A 22448-nucleotide genomic window follows, 5' to 3' on the forward strand; every position below is an offset into this window, starting at 1 on the left:
AACACTCTTTAAGAAGAAACACAATGAAAAATTATCATTCCATAACCTATCCCTTTTGTTTAGAAAAGAGTTGGAGAGAGATTTCTATAAAAGACAAAAACGTTTACATAATCCTTTGATTTTATTAGAATGTGGTGATAAACTTAATACGTAAACAAGAATTCTGTAATACTAATTTAACTTCACTCATAAGTTAACTTTATCCTTACTACTATTGTTTAGTTTAATGAAAGGAGCATTATCATGGAAAAGAAAGTATATTTTATACTTCACAAAGTAAAAAAACAATGGGTAACCATTGCAGTAACCGGTCTAGCTCTAGGACTTAGTTTTGCAAGCTTGGGTTATGTGAACGCAGCTGAACAGACTCCCCCCATCTCAGAACTAACTGTTGAAAGCAACATCCAAGAAAGCGCAATTGATGTCATAAGCTCGTCAACTAATGAAGTCATTACTAAACCAGAAGAAAACAAATCTTTCGACGCCCCCAATACAAGAGAAAACATCACTGAAACTACTTCTACTAAATCTGATCTAAGTACCACTGAAGCAACTGTTACAGAAACAAGTACTTCTGAAATTAATTCTCAACAAGCTCTTCGTTCGGAAGTCTCTGCTGTTACCGGCAGTGAAGTCGTAAGCTCTGGAACATCAGATTCTGAAACAAATACTGCTCATAAAGTAGAAGAAAGTCCCGTGATATCTGGAGGTCATTACATTAGTGATAGTCAGGGCAATTGGTACTACATTAAGGACGAAAAAGCACTTACTGGTATGCAAAATATTGATAATGTTACGGTCTACTTCGATGCCGATGGTAAGCAAGTCAAAGGAGACACCCGTCAAGTTAACGGAGCAACATATCACTTTGAGAAAGATAGCGGACAACTTACTCGCAATGCTTTTGCATCTGATAAGAATGGAAATTGGTACTACTTAGGCCAAGATGGGAAAGCACTTATAGGTAAACAAGTTATTGACAATATACCACTCTACTTTTACCCTAATGGTGTCCAAGCTAAAGATGCCTTTGTCGTCCTAGATGGAAATTCCTATTATTTTCAAAAAGATAGTGGCCAAATGGTTCGTGACCGTTTTTGGTCAGATGACGATGGAAACTGGTACTATAGCGATAAAGAAGGAAAACTTGTCACAGGCGAACAGTCTATAGATGGCTTCGATATGTATTTCTACCCAGACGGTGTTCAGGCTAAGGGTGAAATCGTTACAATAGGTATCGAACCCTATTACTTCGATAAGGATAGTGGTCATAAGGTCATAAATACCGACATTACTATCAATGGAAAAACTTACCACGCAGAAGCTAATGGACTTTTGATTGAAACTGAACAGAAACTTCCTCAACGTCCACTTGTTTCTGGTGGCCATTTCCAAGAAGATTCCTCAGGCAACTGGTACTATTACACCGCAACAGGAGAGAAACTAAAAGGATGGCAAAATGTAGATGGAGTAACTCTTTACTTTGACAAAGAAGGTCGTCAAGCGAAAAATGGCGAAAGAACCATTGACGGCTCCGATTACTATTTTAGTCACTATTCAGGTGCTGTAAAAACCAACTATTGGCATACTTGGTCTATTGAAATCAGAAGACAGGGACGATTTGCTAAAACGTATAACGTCTATTATGGTTCTGATGGTCGACGTTACTATGGATGGCATCGAGTTGGCGATCAACTTTATTATTTTGATTATAATGGTCGAGTTGAAAATGATCTTACTATCTTCAAAGGACAAAACTACCTCTTTGATAATCATGGAAAATTGGTAAAAGATGCCTTTTATATTCAGTCATTACGTGTCTTTGGTGGAACTTTAAATACTAGCTATCGCTCCAATAAATTTGGCCAAGTACTAACTGGAGAACATCATATTAATGGTGATGACTACTATTTTTCAAATTCTGGTTCACCAGTCACTGATATAGTCAAAAAAGGTGGCAAGGACTATTACTATTTTGAAGGCAAACTTCTAAAAAACTATCTCGGACCTTTACTCAAACGTCAGGATCTGGATTATGATGCAGAATACTCTGGCATCCTAGGTACAGATAAGGATGGGGTTTTACTTACTGGTGTTAGCACTGCAAATAATGGTAAACTCTATTATTTTGAAAATATCTATTTTGATAATAGCAATATCCCCAAAATGTTTACAGTTACAACACCTACTTGGAAAACGATTGATGGTAAGCTATACCACTTAGAGCCTAGCATAAACAGAACTTACGAGAATGGTGGAAGAAGTTATACCCATACCGTCAGGGAAGAAGTAGACATTATTAACCACGGAGTACGAACAAAGACCGATAAGATTAAACGTATTATTGGTGATGATTTTGGTAATCTATACTATCTTGATGAAAACAATGATTTTTACATCGGACATCTACTTCCAGAAAATACAGATTTAACTACAATTGAAGAAACTGTAATTCAAAGTGACAATAAATTCTATGCTTTCAATAGAACAAGTTCGCTTTCCGAAACTTCCCCTCTTACAGTTTCCAAGACCTTAGTTTACAATAAAAAAGCCTACCTCATTGATGATAAAGGAGTAGCGACCGAAACTAAACTAACAAATCGTTTCGAACACGATGATGCATGGAATTGGTACTACTTTGATAACGAGGGGAAAGCTGTCACCGGACTCCATTCAATAGATAATGTCACTCTATACTTTGATAAAGAGGGCAAACAAGCTAAGGGACGACTTGTCGAAATTGACGGTCAAACACATTATTTCGATAGAGACAGCGGAGCTATGTGGACTAACCGAACACTTGAACTTAATGGTATTCGTTATGTCATTGACCAAAATGGTTATGTAACTATGAACAAACCTGGACAATTTATTCAAGATAAAGATGGTGATTGGGCTTATATTAAAGAAAATGGACAGTTAGCCACTGGACTTCAAATTATTAATCATCAAAAATACTACTTTGATCCAACTGGAAAACAAGCCAAAGGAAAACGACTTCTGCTTGATGGAAAGTACTATTTCTTCGATAACGATACTGGTGCTATGTTCGTAAATAAATTCCATGAAACAGGCGATTACTTTTCTAAAAAATATACTTATTTTGGCGAGGATGGAAGCCAGATATTTGGTTGGGCAACTATTGAAGGTAAACGTGTTTATTTTAAAGAAGATGGCTACCAAGTTCGAAATGATAGACACAAGATAGGTGATTTCGATTATTTCTTCAAAAAAGACGGTAGTATGCTTTCTAATGATATTGACGGCAACTACAAATACTATTATGCTGATAAGGACGGTCATCTACAGTTCGGATGGGTTACTCATAATAATGAAACCTACTACATTAGCCCACCATGGGGAGCTGAAAACCGAACATATCTACAAAATATCAATGAAAAGACCTATCTTTTGGGCCCTAAAGGACGACTTCTACGGAATACAGCTACAGACATCTCTTGGGATAATTTCTGTGTTTCTGATGAAAATGGAGTTGTAAAAACAGGTGTCATTCGGTTAGAAGATAATAGGCTTTATTATTTCAACCCCGAAATTTATATGACTACTCCTTTTAGTGGCGAATGGGCAGAGTTTGATGGTAAACTTTATCATTTTGAAATGCCGATATCAGTTAGTCCATACTCAAAAGGTTCTCCAATTACCACTAACACTACGCTTGAAAAAGATGGAAAAACCTATATTATTGACGAAAATGGCGTAGCTACAGAGAAAAAGGATTAATATCAAACTAACAACTGTAAGCATTTAAAAATACCTCATTTTTGCCAAAATGTATTCAAAAACACCAGAAATCATTTTTTCTGGTGTTTTCTTTTTGTCTAAAACCTAGTAAGGCTACCGGCAAAATCTCTATCATCAATCTACTTCAAGTCAAAATATTTCTTGACATCTTTAGCATAGCCATACTGTTGATTTAAACGCTCGATTAAGTCTTTGTTATGCCCTGGATAATTGTCATTCCTCACCATCACCCTCATACAAACATGCCACCAAGCGTTCAAAGGGCTCTATATACTCCCAGTAGTCAAAAGGGAGATTTGTAATTTTACTTAGATCATTATCATCAAAATGATACACGAGATGGCGTAGTATTTGATTTTCAATATAATGGATATCTCTCAACTGCTCGAGACTTATTGTATCCAATTCTATGATGTAGTGACACAAATCATCAAGTGCCTTTACGTCAAATTGTTTCTCCTCGTGTAGGAAGTAGAGAAAGCTCTGATTCTCACCTCTTTTATTATCTTCTATCAGATTCCTTTTATGCATCATTCTTGAATCCTTTCCTTAATAGCACCATTATAACACTAGAAAATGATTCCCCAAAGTGACAACATAAAAAGAGAACCTGGGATGTTTCCATTCCAAATTCTCTTCTTGTTGATTTACAAAATAGCAACACATCTTACCACAAACTAATGCGTTTGCTTGGTGCCAAGTACATGTCATCCCCTTCTTTGATTTGAGGGTAGGTCTCATAGAACTCAGGAAGGTTTTTAAGTTGTTGGTTAACACGTAGCTCATTTGGTGCGTGGACGTCTTGCACCATGGTATATTTGTTGTACTGTAGGCTAGCCTTTTGTTTCCAGATATCTGCGTAGTTCTCAAAGTAATCCTTGAGGTTAGGTTTTGTCATATCTGTTTTGAGAACTTGTAGTGTGGATGAGAGACCACCAGCATCTGCGACATTCTCAGTGACTGTGAGTTTTCCATTTACCTTAGTCCCGTAAATTTCCAAACCATTCCACTGGTCTTCAAAGGCTTTGATCCTCTTGTCGAAAGCTTTAGTATCTGCTTTTGTCCACCAGTTATGCATGTCACCATTCTCATCATAATCGGCTCCATTGGAGTCAAAGGCATGGGTAATTTCATGTCCAATCACGACACCGATACCACCATAGTTCTTTTCAGTACTTTGGTTTTTGTCATAAAACGGAGCTTGCAAAATACCAGCCGGGAAGTTGATACTGTTACTTTCTGGGTTGTAATAGGCATTGATATCAAAAGCAGAACCAGACCATTTATTCTTATCAATAGGATCATCAAAATGATCAATGGTATAACGCTTTCCGAACTGGGCAATATCTTCTGACAGTTCAAAGAAGGACTTGTTAGGGTCAAGATGTAGTTCCTTAGTACCAGGATCGACATCTTCCTGATAACCTACGAAAACCTTCATTTTATCCAACTTTTCGATGGCCTTGTTGCGTGTACCTTCCGTCAACCAATTATTCTTTTGGAGACGGCCACGATAGACATTTTTGATTTTATCAATCATGCCTGTCACATCAGTCTTGGCTTCCTCACCAAAGTATTTACGTCCATAATAGACACTCATGACATCACTAAACAGATGGACACTCATCTCGTAAACCGTATCTTCCTTAGAAACTGGCTTCTGTGTACCCATAATAGCCATGCTAATCGATGCAAAATTCAAACGGTAATCTTCTGTCAAAGAATTTGACGCTGCCATAGCTTCTTGCACCAAGATCCATGATTTGATTTTAGAAAAATTATCCTGATTAACGACCTTACTATAATTCTCAAAATACTTGGTATTAGGGACATTGATGGTTTCTAAATCACGTCCCATAATGCCTTTAATGACATCATATAATTTGAAGGAACCAGAGTAGGCATTAATCTCTTCTGCTGTTTTAGGGTGAACCAAATTCTTACTTTCAGACATCTCTTCGTTACTGAGACTGTACTTAGCAATGATTTCGTCGAACTCCAGTGCTTCTTTGACAATCCGTTTACTATTTTTTTCGCTATATCCAAGCATTTCCAAGGCTTTTTGCGTGGCTGTTTCAATTGGAGTCAAATATTGTTTCTTGCTGGCCTCGTCTTTATAAATAGACACATCTGGCAATAAGATACTTGGGGGACTCAATTGGATTTGTTTTTGGCTGGTATTCTCTGCGTTAGTTCCTACGTCATAACCAAATGGAAGAGGAATCCCTTTATCAGTCAAGCTAGCAGATTTACTGGCCAAATCATTCAGATCCTTGATATCCTCAATTTCTTTTAGATAAGGTTTGAGAGGTTCAAGGCCATCTTTCTCACGTTGTTTGTAATCACTAGCAGCCTTGTAGAAGGTGATAAACTCAGACATTCCTGTAATATCCGACGTTTCCTTGCCCTCCCCTAAATTTTTGATATCCTTCTTTAGCTTTCCTTTGATATCTTCATCTAAAGTATAAAAATTATCAATGCTTGGAGAATCAGCAGGAATTTTGGTTTTTAGAAGCCAGTCCTTGTTAACAGCTTGGTAAAAATTTGAGGCTACCGTAGCATTCTTGTCAATCGGCGTTTCTTGTGGAACAAAGGTTTTATAAGCCCAAAAACCACCTCCTGCAAGAGCCAAGGCCAAAGCTCCCGTTATGGAACCAAGAATAATTTTCTTACGCTTTTTCATAGATACTCCTTAGAAAATTAGATTAATATACTTGTATTATATCATTAGAACACTTATTTTAGCAAGCTGTTTTTGGGAGACAAAAAGAAGTAATCAGACGATTACTTCTTTTTATTTTCTTAAATAGCGAAAATTAGGTATTATGACACTCAAGATAAGAACAATAAAAGATCAACTAAATCCAACTTAATGGGTTTAGTTGATCTTTTTTGTCATTTTACTAATCATCACAAGCAGATAAATCATTTAAAAGACAAACTGCCGAGTGATGTTAATCCTCTTGCTAGATTAAAGTTACGCTCTGATTTTTCTTGGAATTCTGTGAGCGTCTTACTCAAGTCACTCACTCCAGAACTCAGTGATTTGCCTTTAGAAAGATTGCGGACTGCTAGAACTTGAATAGCTCTACATAATTCTGCTAGAAGTTCATCATTATCCTTCTTCCCAACTTCTATTTCATTTTTAAACTTGACAAGCAACTCTCTCTCATTTTCAGTTGTTTCTGGATTTACAATCAGATTATAGATATTGTTTAAGATATCCGTAATTTGCGTGTTATTGCTTTTTGTCATCTAGATTACCTCCTATAACCTGTAGCAAGATTAGGTCGAGCAAGTGAATTAAATTGGTTAATTGTTTGTGTTGTCATGAGCAACGACCTCTTTTGATAGTTCGCTGTGACATCATTATACACATCTAGCATATTAAATTCAAGAACAAAAATATCCTTCTGCCACGAATGCACGAACGGACAAAAAGAAGTAATCAGACGATTACTTCTCTTTATTTTCTTAAACAGCGAAAATTGGGTAACAAGATACTCAAGATAAGAACTATAAAAATGCCTAAAATCATAATTGTAGTATAGGGATTAAAGCAGAGACTTATTAGCAAGACAAGACTCATCGCAACCATTAGGTATCCCAACTTTCTCACTACTGATTTACTGCTCTGGTTATGATTTTTTGTAGCCAGACCTATTCTTTTAGGAAGATAATTTCCAATCACTAGAAAAATGAGTGCCACTAACCAAATCACAGTCAAGCGAACTTGAACATGGCCTCCTAAGGCAACAATCAATATAAGACCTTGAATAAGCACAGCAGAAATTGGGACCAACCATAGCATAAACTCTTTTAAGAATGGGATCGTTATTTGTTTAAAGAATGAAAAACAGAGATTATATATGATTAACGCAAGAAAAGGAAGTGCAACAATTGCTAAATTGCGATTCATAAAACCATTGGCTTGCTCTTCCACATTAAAGTGGATTGCAATCTGATTTGGTAATTGTTTGTAAAAGACTAGTCCGACAATAACCGGTGTAAGTATCACTATATTACCAATGACTCTTTGCATATTATTTTTCATCTTCTTTTCCTCCAAGTGATTGAATCCAAGTTAAAATTTCTTCAAAAACGGTCAAGTTCAAACTGTAGTAGATAAAATTCTTCTGTTTTTCTTCTTCAATAAGTCCTGCTTTTTTCAAGGTAGACAAATGATGGGAAACTGTTGCAGGAGCCAAGTCAAACTGCTGGCTGATTTCACCAGCGGACTTGGGTCCAGACTTTAGATAGTCTAAAATTTCTCTCCTCACTGGGGCAGAGATAGCTTTTAGTGTTTCAGATAAGCCCATGAGTTTCCTCCTTTCTCCAAATCCGACGTGTCAGAAGTCCAATACCTAACACATAAATAGCTAAAATAAGTTCAATTAGTAAGAGATTGCTGACTAGCCCTAGTTGATAAGCACCTGCCAAAAAATCAATGGCAGCATGGAGTATAATCGCCCAGAAATAGAATGAAAGCTTTTGCTTAGTGACTGCCAGAAAATTCCAAGCTGTAAGCAAGACTTGTAACACCAAGGCAACTAGTCTTTCAAAGAGAGACATAAGCACAGCAAAGCCTGTTAATTGGTTGACCTGACTCACAAGAAGTGAAGGTAACTGACCGGCCTGACCTGAATGGATGGCCTGTAAAACAATGATGTTAGTGAGTAAGCCCACCACTCCAAGCAAGATAAATTCACTAAGACCATGTCCAAAACCGTAGGCTACAATATCAGACGTCATCAAACTTCTTTTCTTTGCAAGTACCTTAAAAACCACATAGCGAGTTGTTTCTTCAACAAGGCCAGCCATAAGCCCTCCATAAATAATGGTGAACCATTTAAAAGAGTGAGCAAAGCTTGAAAGAACTAGGGCATTAATAGGTCCTTCAATCATCATGACAGGTAAGGCAAAACCAATCAGACCGACTAAAAAGAGCTTGATTGAAAATTGCCATCTTTTCTTCAGAACGATAAAACTAATGACGGCGATAACCAACATGGTAAGAATTGCCATAAAAAGGAATGTTTCCATTTGATTTATCCTTTCATTGAAACAGAGCATCAATACGACTTAGGTCAGAATACCTATTTCTATACTTTTCGAAATAGATTCTACGCTTTTCATAGACTACTGTCAAGGCTATTTCGAAAAAAATCGAAATAAGGGTACAAAAAAAGACCGTTTTCACGATCTTTCTTCTTGAGAATTTTCCCTCATTCTCGGCTGTGTATTCTCCGGTCAGTCACATGAGCTACTACCGCTTATCTTCCTGGGACATATTCGCCAGTGTTGGCATCGTAGTAACGACGTTGGCCGTTGACTGTGACGTAGGCACCTTTAACTTGGCGACCTGATTGGTCAAAGTAAAGGTGTTGGCCATTGATGACTTGTTCGCCTGTTACGGCATAACCATCTGCTCCGAAGTAAGCCCAGACGTTAGGCTCGATTTGAGCAAAGCGGTTGGTTACAGGTTGACCGTCGTTTTCGTCATAGTACTTGTAACGACTGCCGACCTTAATGGCCTTGCCTTTGTATTGGATACCATTTTCGTCAAAGTAGTATTCCTTGCCATTGATAGTCCACTTGCCTTTAAGGGCTTGGCCATCAGTATTGAAGTAAGACCATTGGTTTGGTGCAATCTCAGCAAAGCTGCTTGTGACAAGAGCTCCACTGTGGGCATCATAGTAATAAGTCTTACCATCTTCGACAACAGTTTTCCCCTTAACTTGGATACCATTTTTATCAAAGTACTTAAGGTATCCATGATCAGCACGAACTTGGCCGATAGCCAGTGAACCATCGTGTTTGAAGTACATCCACTGGTCATCACCTACTTGGAGATAGCGTCCGCTAGCAAGAATACCTGATTCTGGCTCATAATAATATTTGATGCCATTTTCTTCGATAATTTCACCCTTAGCTTGGCTACCATCTTCCTTGAAGTAATAAAGGTGACCATCAATGTATTGACGTCCTGTAACACGGTTACCTTCTTTATCAAAGTAATTCCAAGCCTTAGTTGCTGGATTATAGACAAAGATGCTGCGTCCGATTTCGCCTGCTGGTGTGATGTAGCGAGCCTTACCATTTTCAAAGATAATAGAATCTGCACGATTGCTGTAGGCCGTACCGACGCTACCATCTTGGTTAAAGTAATAAGTCTTACCATCAATGACACGTGAACCAGTCACAGTATTACCGTCAGCGTCAAAGTAATAACGTTTACCTGTGCTGCTGTCTGTCGCAAAGACGTTACGTCCCATATCACCCGTTTCAGCAACATAGTAATGCAATTTGCCATCATCTGTGCGGACAACGCGATCCTTAGCCTGAATACCAGTTTCACGGTCAAAGTAGAAATGGTGGCCACTCCAATGAAGGTTACCCACTACCATTGTTCCTTGAGTCGTAAAGGCACGAACCTGCTTATGTTTGTCATCAAAATCAACGAAGGCATTCTTAACCATTGCGCCGTCTAGACCGTAATAGTAGGTATAGCCGTTGCTAGCACGACGAAGGGCGTTACGCAATTGGATACCATTGTCAAAGAAATAGTAATCCTTGTTATTGATGTTTTGGGCACCCTTGGTCATCTTACCGTCACCACCGAAGTAATACCAGTTACCGTTTCCGTCTTGAACAAATTCATTCTTAACGGTTTGGTTATCACGAAGGAAGTAAACGTCTTGTCCACGACGTTGGAAGACTTGAGTGCTTGTGATGGCACCAGTGTCACGAAGTGGTGTTGGCAAGAGTTGGCCGTTGGCTGAAGTATTAAAGTACTGGTTGGTCTTATCATCACGAAGGACATAGTTGATGCCTCGTCCAAGGATGTTAGTTCCGTTGAAGTACTTAGCAGACCACTTGGTAATCTTTTCATTCGTAGGCAACTGCTTACCATTTGAGATTTGCACTCGGTTGAAAATAGATGGGTACTTAGCTTTAAGCTCATCAAGGAAAGCACCACCGTATTTACCTTGATAGTCTGTACCATCTGTACGGGTATTAGCCACATAGGCTTGGTCAATGATTTGGTAGCCTATTTGGTGGTTACCATAACCGTTAACACGTGTCGCATTTACCACTTCTTTTCCTGGGAGGTTATAGATTTGGTCTGGCACCCAGTCAGCAATAGCTTGAATACCGTCTTTGTGGAGGGCACGAAGGACGTTAAGGAGGTCCTCAAGTGATCCGTATTTATTATTTTGACTCAAGGCCATATCGTAACGGTCATCAAAGGCATAACCATTATCAATTGTTGAGTCAAGGAAGGTACCATCCTTACTTGAAACGTACTGTGGTGGAAGTCCGACTGACGTGATTCCCCAAGCTTTGAGCAAGTCAGTGTTTTTAGCCAAGACACGGTTCATGTAAAGTTCTGGTTGATCGTCCGCAAAGGCTTGGAAGTTTGAGAAGGCTTCATACATAACTTGAGAATCAAGGGCTGCTGAAGACTTGTAAACTTGACCGTCACTATTTGTACGGTTACTTGGCTGTGTACGTGCGTCTTGATTAGCCTTAGCTCCGACTGGTACCCAGACACCGAGGTAACCTGAGACTTGGACATTTTCCACACCAAAAACATCGTTGGCATTGAAAGTCAAGTTCCCGTTCCAGTCGGTGCGTTTAAGAAGGTTTTTAGGCACATCAGAATCGTTGAGGTAGGTTGCTATACCATCCTTTGTCGTCAAAAGCAATGGGCGATAAAGCTGATTACGGTGAGCTCTACCCATGTTCATCGTTACGGTTTCATTGCTACCCAATCGGAAATCATAGTTATTGGTCATGATGACACCCATACCTTGCGTACGGGTTTCCGAAGTTCCCCAATCAGTTCTATTATTGGCACCTTTACCATAACGAACAGATGTCAAGAGTCCGTCATTTCCGACTTTCTTAACTTCCATGTCTTGACCACCAGCTACATACTTGATACGAGCACGCAAGAGGGTGTCGATAGCATCAAAGTACGGTGTCTTCTTAGCCATGTAGTGACCATTTTCACGGTAGAGGTCTCCGTAATAAACACGTGTTACAGAGTCCTTGTTGGTCAACATGAGAGCATAGACAGATGGCAAGTTGTATGACGCATAAGTCTTGTGAGCCTTATCAATATCCTGATTGTAAATCTCGAAGGCTTTCTTGATTTCATCACGAGTGAAATTATAACCAAACAAATTTGGGTTAATACGATCACGGATGATACGTTGAATAATCGTTTGAGCTTCTGTATCGTGGGCACGGGTGAAAATATAGTTAGCCATACGCTCACCGTTTTTATCATTGGCACCACGTGGGTTCAAACTACTATTGATGAAGGCAGTCATGTCCCCAAGCTGCATACGTGTATTTTTATCACGCATCAAGAGGTTGGTAAGGGCATTACGAAGGGCATTGTCAATCGGAAGTTGTGCCCCCTTAGTGTCCTTGTTGTAGTAAGGATCGTTGGCAGACCAAGCTTCCAAATATGACAAGTGTTTAATGGCATTGGCTTCAGACTTGTCAACACCATAGGCTGCTTTAAAGTAGTCTGATGCGATTTGGAGCAGGTCGGCATCCACATTGTCCAAGGCATCGACACGCAAACCGTCAAAGTTGGCTGTTGGGTCATTGGCCATGATACTTCCGATATTCATCATAAAGTGGAGCCAGTTAAGTTGTTCTGCCTGAACTGCTGGATTTGAGTTATCAATATCGTTGGCAAGCAAGAACTCGAGACCACCGATAGAATTGTCCTTGAAGTACTTACGTGTACCCGTTTGGTTAGTCGGTGTGCGGTTAAGCAAACGATAGTCAGAGTTGGCGTGGCTGGTACGGTTGCCAGTATCACCCTTACTGTTGTTAAAGAGCAACTGTCCACCTTGCAAGTGGTCATAGGAACTATTTTCAGTGCTACTATTCCAACCTGGCTGAGTCTTGATGAACTGGTTGATACTTGTACGCAACCAGTTTGTGTTGCCTTCACGCGCGATACGTTCTTCAATCTTAGTCTGAACCGCTTTAGCAGCTTGGTCTAGACTTTCCTGACTAGAGTTGGTTGAAAATGACCCTGCTCCAAGACCTTGATTTTGCATGTAGTTAAGGTAGTTGACCTGAGTAGACTTGTCAGGCCACCAAACCATCAATAGAGGACGTTTGTCCGCTTCAGTTGAAGCTGTCCAAGTCTTACCATCCTTGAGAATGCTCTTTGGACGGTACCAAGCATCCGCTGTGATGAAGGTGTCGAGTTGGTCCAAAGACTTGTCATCGTTTTTGTAGAGCTGGTTTCCAGATGAAAAATCTACGGTTGCCTTGATAGGTTCTGTTGAAAATTCATCCTGAGACTTAGTCGCAAGTGCCCCTGTTTCAGCATCAAAGTAATAAGACTTACCATCTTGCTCAAAAACGAAGTTTTTACGTACACTACCGTCACTATTGACATAGTATTGTTTGCCGTTAATCCATTGGATACCAGTCGATGTGTTGGTGTTGGCTTCACGAGTTTCTACCAAGGCACGACGACTACGTGTATGGGCTTCTGTATTTTCCGTATCCGTTGTTGCTGCACGGTCTGTAGTGGCTGTTGTAGTATTGTTAGTTGTATCTGTAGTTGTAGCATTCGTATCAGTTGCAGCTGGTTGTACATTTGTACTTGGTGCTGCTTGATCTGAGTTGGTGTCAACTGTCGCTGCGTTTGTGGTAGGTGCTGCTGCCCTATCTGTAACAGCTGTTGTCGTGCTAGTGGCGTCTGCGACAGGGATATTGACACTAGCAGTATTGGCATCTGCCGCGATAGTTGGTGCTACCGTAGTTGCTGCATCATTAGTTGTGGCAGGTGTTTCTTGAAGCAAATCCTGACTGCTATCACCCGACTGATTCGCAGGATTTTGCTCATCGGCCTGAATCTGTTGATCCGCCAACAAGGTTCCACCAGCAACAGTAACCATTGAGAGTGCTGTTACCCCAATTGTCACCCAATTCTTCTTCACTTTATGCATTTTAAAGCGTACTTTTTGTTCCATATTATATACCTTTTTCCCTTATATTATCTCTATCATAAGCTATTTGACAAGGGAATACAATTACACAACTATAATGTCAGCTTAATGTATAGCCCCTAGTTTTCTAAGAAATCAGGCTCAAATGAATGGTGGACTAAACGAGGAATTGGTAACTAACGGTATCATTAGGTTATAGCCCCTCCAAGCACTCCTTGCACCCCAACAATCTTAATTTATTTTTAAATAAAAAAACCTTCATTCCTAAGATGAAATAAAGGGTTTGTGGGAGGTATTAGCGAATGACTGTGAAAGTATGTGTGGTTAATGGGTTAGGAGGTTGCGCTGCTTTCCATATTTGGTAGTCCGAAAAACTCTTAATTGGTGTTTTTAATTATTTTCCATGTACTACCACCTAGTAAAAAAGGCACCTATGGTCTCAATAATTGCATAGAGGAATGCTTTTTTTCGTGTTCTGGAATCTGTTTTATAAAAGTAATAATTCGAAATGAAAAGGAATAATATGACAATGATAATCCAAGCCAAAATAAGCATGATTTTCCTCCTCTAAAAAGCCAGTTACACCTTGAGTTTAACGAAGATAGTTCCCCATAACTACCCCTAACTCTATTTTCCTAAATACAACTATAATACCCATTATAACACGGCTATGACTCCTTCTTTTGAATATGAGAGGGATAAAATTATTAGGATTTAAGCATGAAAAAACCACCTAAATAAATAGCAAAACGTTATCTTCACTAAAAAACCAGCAAACGCTGGCTCTTTCGTCTATTTAATCATCTAGAGTTCTGATAGGAAAATAATAATAGTAATTTATATAGGAAAAGGAAAAATTCGCTCTAGATTTTTAAAGTACATCTTAATTAGCGACGCTGTCTCAATTCACCAGTTTTGGCATCGCAGAAAAGGCGTTTACCACCAACATAGACATAACGTCCTTTCACTTGACGACCTGAACCGTCGAAGTAAAGTTGTTTGCCATTGATGACCTGTTTTCCAGTCACTGCTTGACCTGCTGCGTTAAAGTAATACCAGCAACCACGGCCAGCTTCGACAAAGCGGTTCACCACTTGCTCACCAGTGTGGGCATCAAAGTAGCATTTCTTACCTTGGACAGTGAGCAATTTACCTTTGACTTGAGCACCGTTGCTACCAAAGTAGTAAACTTTATTGTTAATGTTTTGAAGACCTGTTACTTTGTGACCATCTTGGTTAAGGTAAGCCCATTGGTTAGCCGCGATTTGAATGAATTGGTTGATGACTGCTTGGCCAGTAACGGCATCATAATAGCGTCCTTCAGCCCAGCCACCTTTTAATTGGCTATGGTCTTTATTGAAGTAATAGAGTTTACCATCAATCACTTTTGCACCTTGAACGAGGCAACCAAAAGCATCCGCATAATACCAGTTGTTATTTTCAAAGATAAAGCGTGAAACAGCCATTTCACCAGTTTGGGCAGAAATGTAGTATTGCTTGTTGCCTTGTTGCATCATCTGACCTTTGATTTGACGGCCTTCTGAGTCAAAGCAGTATTCTTTACCATTGATGATACGTTTTCCTGTCACAGCGTAACCATGTTCATCAAGGTAGTACCAAGCTTGGTTTTCTTTATTTTGAACAAAGGTATTTACAGCCATATTACCAGTATCAGGGATGAAGTAACGGATACGGCCATCTGAGAAGCGAATAAACTTGTCTTTAGCTTGGATACCTGTTTGTGTATCAAAGTAGAAGGTTGTGCCACCCATTTCAATGAGACCAGTAGCCATGTGACCATAACAGTCGAAATAGCGGACATCCTTACGATAACCTGCAAAATCGTAGAAACCGTTGATAGCTTTCACACCATTCTTATCGTAGTAATAAGTGTAGCCATCGCTACCTTTAACAAGTGAGTCACGAGCTTGGAGACCATTTTCAAGGAAGTAATAAGCCTTTCCATCGATAACCTTTTCGCCTTTGACCTTTTGACCATATTGATCGTAATAATACCATTGATTTTCGCCTACACGTACAAATGATGACTTGGCATTGTTCGAATCAACACTTGGTTTAGTCTCGCCTGAGATGATTTGGTAACCTGAGTTATTTTGTTGATTTCCTTGTGAAATGATAGTGACATTAGTATTTGAACCGTTTGATTGACCTACTGTCACATTTGGGAAAAGTTTATTAGAGTTCGAAATGATAGTCACATTTGGCGTTGTTCCTGAAGACGTGATGGTGATTGTCGTGTTTCGACCACCATTCCAATGAATGCCGTTTGAGTCAGACGAATTTGTCGTAATTGTCGCAAAACCGCTAGCTGACGATGATGATGACCATGATGATGAAGACGAGTAAGAATACCAAGCTGAACTTGATGAGCTTGACGAACTTGACGCACTAGCACTTACTGATGCTGAGCTGCTACTTGATTGGTAAGCAGAACCCGTTTGTGATGAATTAGAGTTTTGTGTTCCTACTACTTGAGAAGATTGTGACGAGCTCACTTGACCAGCTCCACCACCTACCACAGTCTGTGATGAGCCTCCTGTTGAGGCAGATGATGAAGACTCGTAGCTTGAGCTTGTTTGACTGCCATAGTTAGATGATACTGCTGACAAATGGCCGGCATCTTCTGTCAAGGTTGGCGAATAACTTTCATTAATCAATGAAGCACTTGACTCAATGCCTGCATCTGTTTGTTCAAAACCATCTCCATTAGGAAGTGACACTTCGTCTGCTTGTGCCGATTGGTCCGCTAAAAGTGCTCCACCCGCAAGTGCAACCATCGACAGCGTACTAACTCCAATAGTCACCCAGTTTTTCTTGACCTTGTGCAACTTAAATCCAACTTTCTTTTCCATAACATACACCTTTCAATATAACTTTATTTCTCTATACTATGTTAAGGGATTTTGGAAACGAATACAATTACAGATGCATAACCCTATTCTCATAAGACTAACCTTCTACCCATAATCCATTTGAAAAAATAAGCCTAAGATATATAGCTATAGCTTTTATATGTTAGAAAACGTTACCAAAAAACGTTCAGATTTTTTAAAAAGTACACAGAAATTCCGACTTTTAGCACTTTCACCACCTTCTTCATTAGAATGACTGAGCATAATTTAAAGCTAAAGTAAGCAGTCTATTGACGATTCTCTTAATCAAACTCATTGTTTACTTACAATCTGCTTGACATATCAAGAGATAGTAATAAAAGAAAAGCACTTGAAACATTTTGTTTCAAGTGCTTAAAAGTGGTGAGACTGGGAAGGTACCTACTGAATTTTAATCTAAAAGCATCTAGGATAGTCCCAAAATCACATTTTCTTCTGCCCCTTATCGATTTCTGACCCAAGCTCCAGTATTGGCGTCATAGTAACGACGTTGGCCTTTAACCCAGACGTAACGGCCTTTGACCTGACGGCCAGAAGCGTCAAAATAGAGGTGTTGACCGTTGATGACTTGCTCACCTGTTACGGCTTGGCCTGAGGCGTTAAAGTAATACCAAACACCACGAGAAATTTGGATAAAGCGATTGGTCACAGCTTCACCACTATTGGCATCAAAGTAGTATTTCTTACCTTTATAGGTAAGGAGTTTACCCTTGGCTTGGACACCATTGCCTTCAAAGTAGTAAAGTTTACCATTGATATGCTGGAGACCAACTACCTTTTGACCATCTTGGTTGAGGTAAGCCCATTGGTTGGCACCGACTTGGACAAAGCGATTGGTTACGGCCTGACCTGAGTCACCATCATAGTAACGGCCGTTGGCCCAGGCACCCTTGACTTGGCTATAATCATTGTTGAAATAGTAGTGATTTCCATTGATGACTTGAGCACCTTTAACCAACTTACCATTGCCATCGACATAGTACCACTTGTTGTTTTCCGTCACAAAGCGTGAACGGGCAATTTCACCGCTATCGCCATCAAGGAAGTAACGTTGGTTATTTATAGTGACAAAGTGTCCCTTAACCTGACGACCTTCATTGTCAAAGTAATACTGTTTACCGTTAATGGTTTGGAGGCCTGTCACGGCATAACCGTTGCTATCGAGGTAATACCAAGCCTTGTTCTCAGGATTTTGCGCAAAACGGTTAACTGCGAGATTTCCTGTATCTGGAATGAAGTAACGTGTGCGTCCGTCCGCAAAGCGAATGAACTTGTCTTTGGCTTGAATACCAGTCTTTTCATCGAAATAGAAGGTTGTGCCATACATGTCGTGGAGGCCACGATACATTTGACCGTTGCCATCAAAATAGCGAACATCTTGACGAGGACCTGCAAAGTCGTAGAATCCGTTGAAGGCCTGAACCCCTTTAGGATCGTAGTAATAGACGTGACCATCACTGCCTTGACGAAGGACATGACGTAGCTGGAGACCATTGTCTAGGAAGAAGTATTTCTTGCCATCAATGACCTGTTCACCTGTGACCATGTTGCCGTTCTTATCAAAGTAATACCACTGGTTGGCACCGACTTGAATGAAGGTATTCTTGGCAAGGTAGCCACTCGTTGAGAAGTATTGGACCTTATCTCCCACCCTACGGAAACCAGTTGCTGTGATTTCTGTCATTTGTTTAGGAAGGAAGGTTTGACCTGCTTTCAAGTTGAAGTATTGGTTTGTTGCGTTGTCTTGCAAGACATAGCGAGCCCCTGTACCTTGGATATTGCTTCCATTGAAATACTTGGCTGACCATTGCGTGATTTTCTCATTTGTAGTCAATTTACGGCCGTTTGAAATCTGCACGCGCTCAAAGATAGCTGGGTATTTTGCCTTCAATTCATCAAGGAAGGCACCACCGTACTTGCCTTGGAAGTCATTTCCAAAGGTACGTGTTTTAGCTGCGTAGAGACTATTGTAGATTTCGGCATTTGGACGTGGTGTTCCGTAGCTGTTGGTACGTGAGGCCGTTACCACTTCTTTTCCAGGGAGATTGTAAATTTGATCTGGAACCCAGTCAGCAATGGCTGAGATACCTTCTGCGTGAAGGGCACGAAGGGCATCCATGAGGTCTTTGAGTGAACCGTATTTGTTGTTCTTGCTCATGGCAATATCGTAGCGGTCCTCGAAGGCGTAGCCATTTTCAATGATAGAATCCAAGAAAGTGCCGTCTTGGCTAGACACATACTGTGGCGCAAATTCAAAGGAAGTGATTCCCCACTCTTTGAAGAGTTTGGCATTTTGAGCAATAACACGGTTGGTGTACTGACTTGGTGTCTTAACGAAATCTTGGAAGTTTGAGAAGCCTTCGTAAATGACTTGTGAATCAAGAGCTGCTGATGATTCAAAGACCTGCTCACCCTTCTTGGTCGTCGAAGCCTTGGTTCGGGCATCTTGGTTTTCTGAGGCACCCACTGGCACCCAAACTGCCAAATAACCTGAAACTTCAACGGTTGAATGACCAGCAATATCATCTGCCGTGAAGGTCAAGTTCCCTTGATTGTCCGTATAGCGAACCAATCCAGCTGGTACATCAGAATCCTTGAGGTAGGTCGCAAGACCTGTCGATTTGCTGAGAAGCAATGGACGGTAAGCCTGATTTTTGTGGGCAGCTCCCATATTGACTACCAGACGATCATTAGCTCCCAACTTCATATCTGGACGGTTGGCTGTAAGGACCAGCATTCCTTGGTTGCGTGTTTCAGCAGTACCAAGCTGGTTGGCTTCTTCTGCCCCCTTACCATAACGCACAGATGACATGATTTCATAGCCATTAAGCTTAGTGACCTTCATGTCTTGACCACCTGCTACATATTTAATGCGAGCACGAAGCAGGGCATCAATGGCATTATAGTATGGTGATTTTTCAGCCATGTATTGGCCATCGTCGGTAAAGAGATCCCCGTAGTAAACACGAGTAATACTATCCTTGTTGGTCAACATTGTGGCATAGGCAGCTGGGATATTGTACTGGGTGTACTTTTTATCAGCCTTGCGCATGTCCGCATTATAGATTTCGAAGGCCTGTTTGAGCTCATCCATAGTGAAGGTGAAACCATCTGTTTTGGGATTAATCTGCTTACTGATGATATTAGCCAAAACAGCTTGCACTTCACTATCATGGGCACGCACAAAAATATAATTGGCATCACGTGGCGTGTGTTTCTGCTCGCTTGAACGATTGTTAAGAGAGTTAGTAATCACGCGCTCCAAGCTGCCACGGTAATTGCTCTTACGCAAGAAAGTCGTCAAAAGCGTTTCACGTAGTGGATTGTCAATGGACAACTGGGCACCCTTGGTATCCTTATTGTATTGGTGGTCGTTGTATGACCAAGCTTCAAGGATTGACAAGTGAGCAATGGCGTTGGCCTCATTATCAGCCACACGGTATTTTTCCTTGAAGTAATCAGAAGCAATTTGCAAGAGGTCCGCATCCACATTGTCCACTGCATCGATACGGACACCGTCAAAGTTGGCACTTGGATCATTGCCAAGGATTGAACCAATGTTCATGATGTAGTGGAGCCAGTTTAGTTGTTCAGCCTGAACAGCTGGGTTAGAGTTGTCGATATCGTTTGCCAAGAGCAACTCGTAACCACCATTTGAACGGTCAATATGATATTTGCGTGTCCCCGTTTGGTTAGTTGGTGTGCGGTTCATGAGGCGGAAGTCTGAATTGGCATGACTTGTCGCACTATTATTGAGGAAGGTCAGAGCGCCTCCTTGCAGGTGATCTTTACCAACTAAGAGATTGTCCTCACTCTCAGAGTTCCAGCCAGGCTGTGTTTTGATGAAATCTGACATCAACTGGCGAAGCCAAGTGGTATTGCCCTCGCGACCAATACGTTCCTCAATTCCTCGTTGCACCGTTTCGGCAGCAGCTGCCAAGTCATAGCTCATCATGTCAGTCGTATAGGCCTTATCACTAAAGCCTTGTTGACTCATATAGTTGAGGTAGTTGACCTGTGTCACCTTGTCTGGCCACCAAGTCATCAAAAGGGGACGATAATCTTTCTCAGTTGAAGCTGTCCAATTCTTCCCATCCTTCAAGATCTGTTTTGGACGGTACCAGCTATCTGCCGTCAAAAAATTGTCCAAGTGTTCAAAACTCTTGCTTGACGTATCGTAGGCCTGGTTATAAACCGCATAGATAGAGTTATTTGGAATGGCATCGGCACGATACAAAGGTTTACTTTGATCCACCATAGCCCCAGTCTCATCGAAATAATAAAGACGACCATCAAGTTCAATCGCTGTGTTCTTTTTCACAACGCCATTTTCAACATAATACTGCTTGCCATCAATCGTCTTCAAGTTAGAAGCTACTGGCTTATAGTCAAGACTTGGCTGACTTGGTTGGACTGGCTTATTAGGTTGGGACGGTTGACTTGGTTGAACAGGTTTGTTGGGTTGATTTGGCTGCGTTACAATGGTCACATTTGGTCTTGTGCCATTTGGACTTGTCACCGTCACGTTTGGCTTAGGAGTGTTTGGCCCTGTGATAATGGTGACATTTGGTGTCGTACCACTGGCCGTAATCGTAATGTTAGTGTTGCGGTTAGTGTTGCGGTTAGCATTGATACGAATAGTGCTGTCAGCAGCGCGTGTGGCAATTGATGGCGCTGCATTGGTCAAGACTCTAGGAGTGGACTGTGTGCGTTCTTGCACAGCTACTTGAGTTGATGTCTGACCTTGTGACACCTGTTCCGTAGTCTGTGTCTCTTGGGCATTAGCTTGAGTTTGCGAAGAAACTGCCACTTCTTGACTGGCAACTGGACTAGTTTGTGCTTGGACAGTTGCCTCTTGACTGACTGCACTTGTCGCCGCCTGAGAGCTTGTTTCATGACTTACGCTGGCTGTTGCTACTGCTGACACACTTGCTTGCGCACTAGCTTGCTCAGTAACAGTTGTTGTCGTCACTAGACTGGCAGTACCATCCTCACTCAGCTGTTGCAGGCCATCTCCATTTGGCATACTTGTCTCATCGGCCTCTACTTTTCCTTGAGCTAGAAGGCTTCCACCTGCCAAGGCAACCATTGAGAGAGTGGTCACCCCGATAGTTACCCAGTTTTTCTTAACCTTGTGTAGTTTAAAACGTACCTTATTTTCCATCTATAGCAATCATCCTTTTTCTGTTGTTGTCTCTACTCTATGATATATTCAGACAAATTACAAATAGGAAAAAGTCATCTTATTTTCATAAATCTCTGCCGCAAGCTCAGTTATATTAACTTTGATTAGCAAAAATGAGACCTTACACCATATGTAAGGTCTTAAATAGAGAGTATCTGATTCTCAAATACCTTCAAAAGCTTATCCTTAAAGGCTTTTCAACATTAAAGCAAGCTTCAATTAAGCTTAAGAGATAGCAAAACTATGAGAGAAGCAGCCCTAAAAAAGACAATTCTGAAAAGAAAATTTTAGATAGAAAGACTCTAGTTTTTCATCTGACTAAGACCAGGTCCTGTCTATGAGGAACAAAAATTAAAAATATAAATGATTTACACAGGTGAATTCTTATTTGACTAACGAAACTAAATATAGAATCTTTTATGTCAGTTCTTTAACATTTTTGATAATTCCGTTAGTTTCTGTTGTTTATTCTTAAAAAAGGATTATAATAAGGCTAGGTGAACATGTAAGCGTTTTAATTTTGCTTTAAAGGACACTTGGGGGATTATCTAAAAGATTGATATTAGTTACCTAATGCCTAAATACGGTTTATTGTAGGGT

General features: G+C 40.4%; 10 protein-coding genes. 1 reads left to right on the plus strand and 9 read right to left on the minus strand.

What is annotated here, in order from left to right; genetic code table 11:
- Positions 1–243: 243 nt before the first annotated feature.
- On the plus strand, positions 244–3741 hold the full coding sequence (locus HMPREF2571_RS04140) for a glucosyl transferase (protein ID WP_070847239.1): 3498 nt from the start codon (positions 244–246) through the stop codon (positions 3739–3741).
- Positions 3742–3975: 234 nt separating this feature from the next.
- Here the strand turns inward: HMPREF2571_RS04140 and HMPREF2571_RS04145 are convergent, their stop codons facing one another.
- The 9 genes from HMPREF2571_RS04145 to HMPREF2571_RS04190 form a co-directional block, all read right to left on the minus strand.
- Positions 3976–4296, minus strand: a complete 321-nt coding sequence (locus HMPREF2571_RS04145) for a hypothetical protein (RefSeq protein ID WP_083320421.1) — start codon at positions 4294–4296, stop codon at positions 3976–3978.
- Positions 4297–4429: 133 nt separating this feature from the next.
- Positions 4430–6445 carry a M13 family metallopeptidase gene (locus HMPREF2571_RS04150; protein WP_014632902.1) on the minus strand — a complete coding sequence of 672 codons (2016 nt, stop codon included), beginning with the start codon at positions 6443–6445 and terminating at the stop codon, positions 4430–4432.
- A gap of 242 nt (positions 6446–6687) precedes the next feature.
- Positions 6688–7017: a bacteriocin immunity family protein gene (locus HMPREF2571_RS04155; protein WP_014632901.1), complete on the minus strand. Its 330-nt coding sequence runs from the start codon at positions 7015–7017 to the stop codon at positions 6688–6690.
- A gap of 211 nt (positions 7018–7228) precedes the next feature.
- Positions 7229–7816 (minus strand): DUF1648 domain-containing protein, encoded by a 588-nt coding sequence (locus tag HMPREF2571_RS04160; protein WP_070847240.1) that lies wholly within the window; start codon positions 7814–7816, stop codon positions 7229–7231.
- Positions 7806–8081 (minus strand): autorepressor SdpR family transcription factor, encoded by a 276-nt coding sequence (locus HMPREF2571_RS04165; protein ID WP_045768468.1) that lies wholly within the window; start codon positions 8079–8081, stop codon positions 7806–7808. The genes HMPREF2571_RS04160 and HMPREF2571_RS04165 overlap by 11 nt, the downstream gene beginning before the upstream one ends.
- On the minus strand, positions 8068–8787 hold the full coding sequence (locus HMPREF2571_RS04170) for a YhfC family glutamic-type intramembrane protease (protein ID WP_254593213.1): 720 nt from the start codon (positions 8785–8787) through the stop codon (positions 8068–8070). Before HMPREF2571_RS04170 ends, HMPREF2571_RS04165 begins: the two co-directional genes overlap by 14 nt.
- Positions 8788–9035: 248 nt before the next feature.
- Positions 9036–13775, minus strand: coding sequence for a glycoside hydrolase family 70 protein (locus HMPREF2571_RS04175; RefSeq protein WP_070847243.1), 4740 nt, complete (start codon positions 13773–13775; stop codon positions 9036–9038).
- 863 nt (positions 13776–14638) lie between these two features.
- Entirely contained in the window at positions 14639–16624 is a 1986-nt protein-coding gene (locus HMPREF2571_RS04185) for a KxYKxGKxW signal peptide domain-containing protein (RefSeq protein ID WP_070578738.1), read from the minus strand.
- Positions 16625–17105: 481 nt separating this feature from the next.
- Positions 17106–21827: a glycoside hydrolase family 70 protein gene (locus tag HMPREF2571_RS04190; RefSeq protein ID WP_070847249.1), complete on the minus strand. Its 4722-nt coding sequence runs from the start codon at positions 21825–21827 to the stop codon at positions 17106–17108.
- Between the last annotated feature and the right edge of the window lie 621 nt (positions 21828–22448).

The organism is Streptococcus sp. HMSC068F04, assembly GCF_001837455.1.
Classification (GTDB): domain Bacteria; phylum Bacillota; class Bacilli; order Lactobacillales; family Streptococcaceae; genus Streptococcus; species Streptococcus salivarius_D.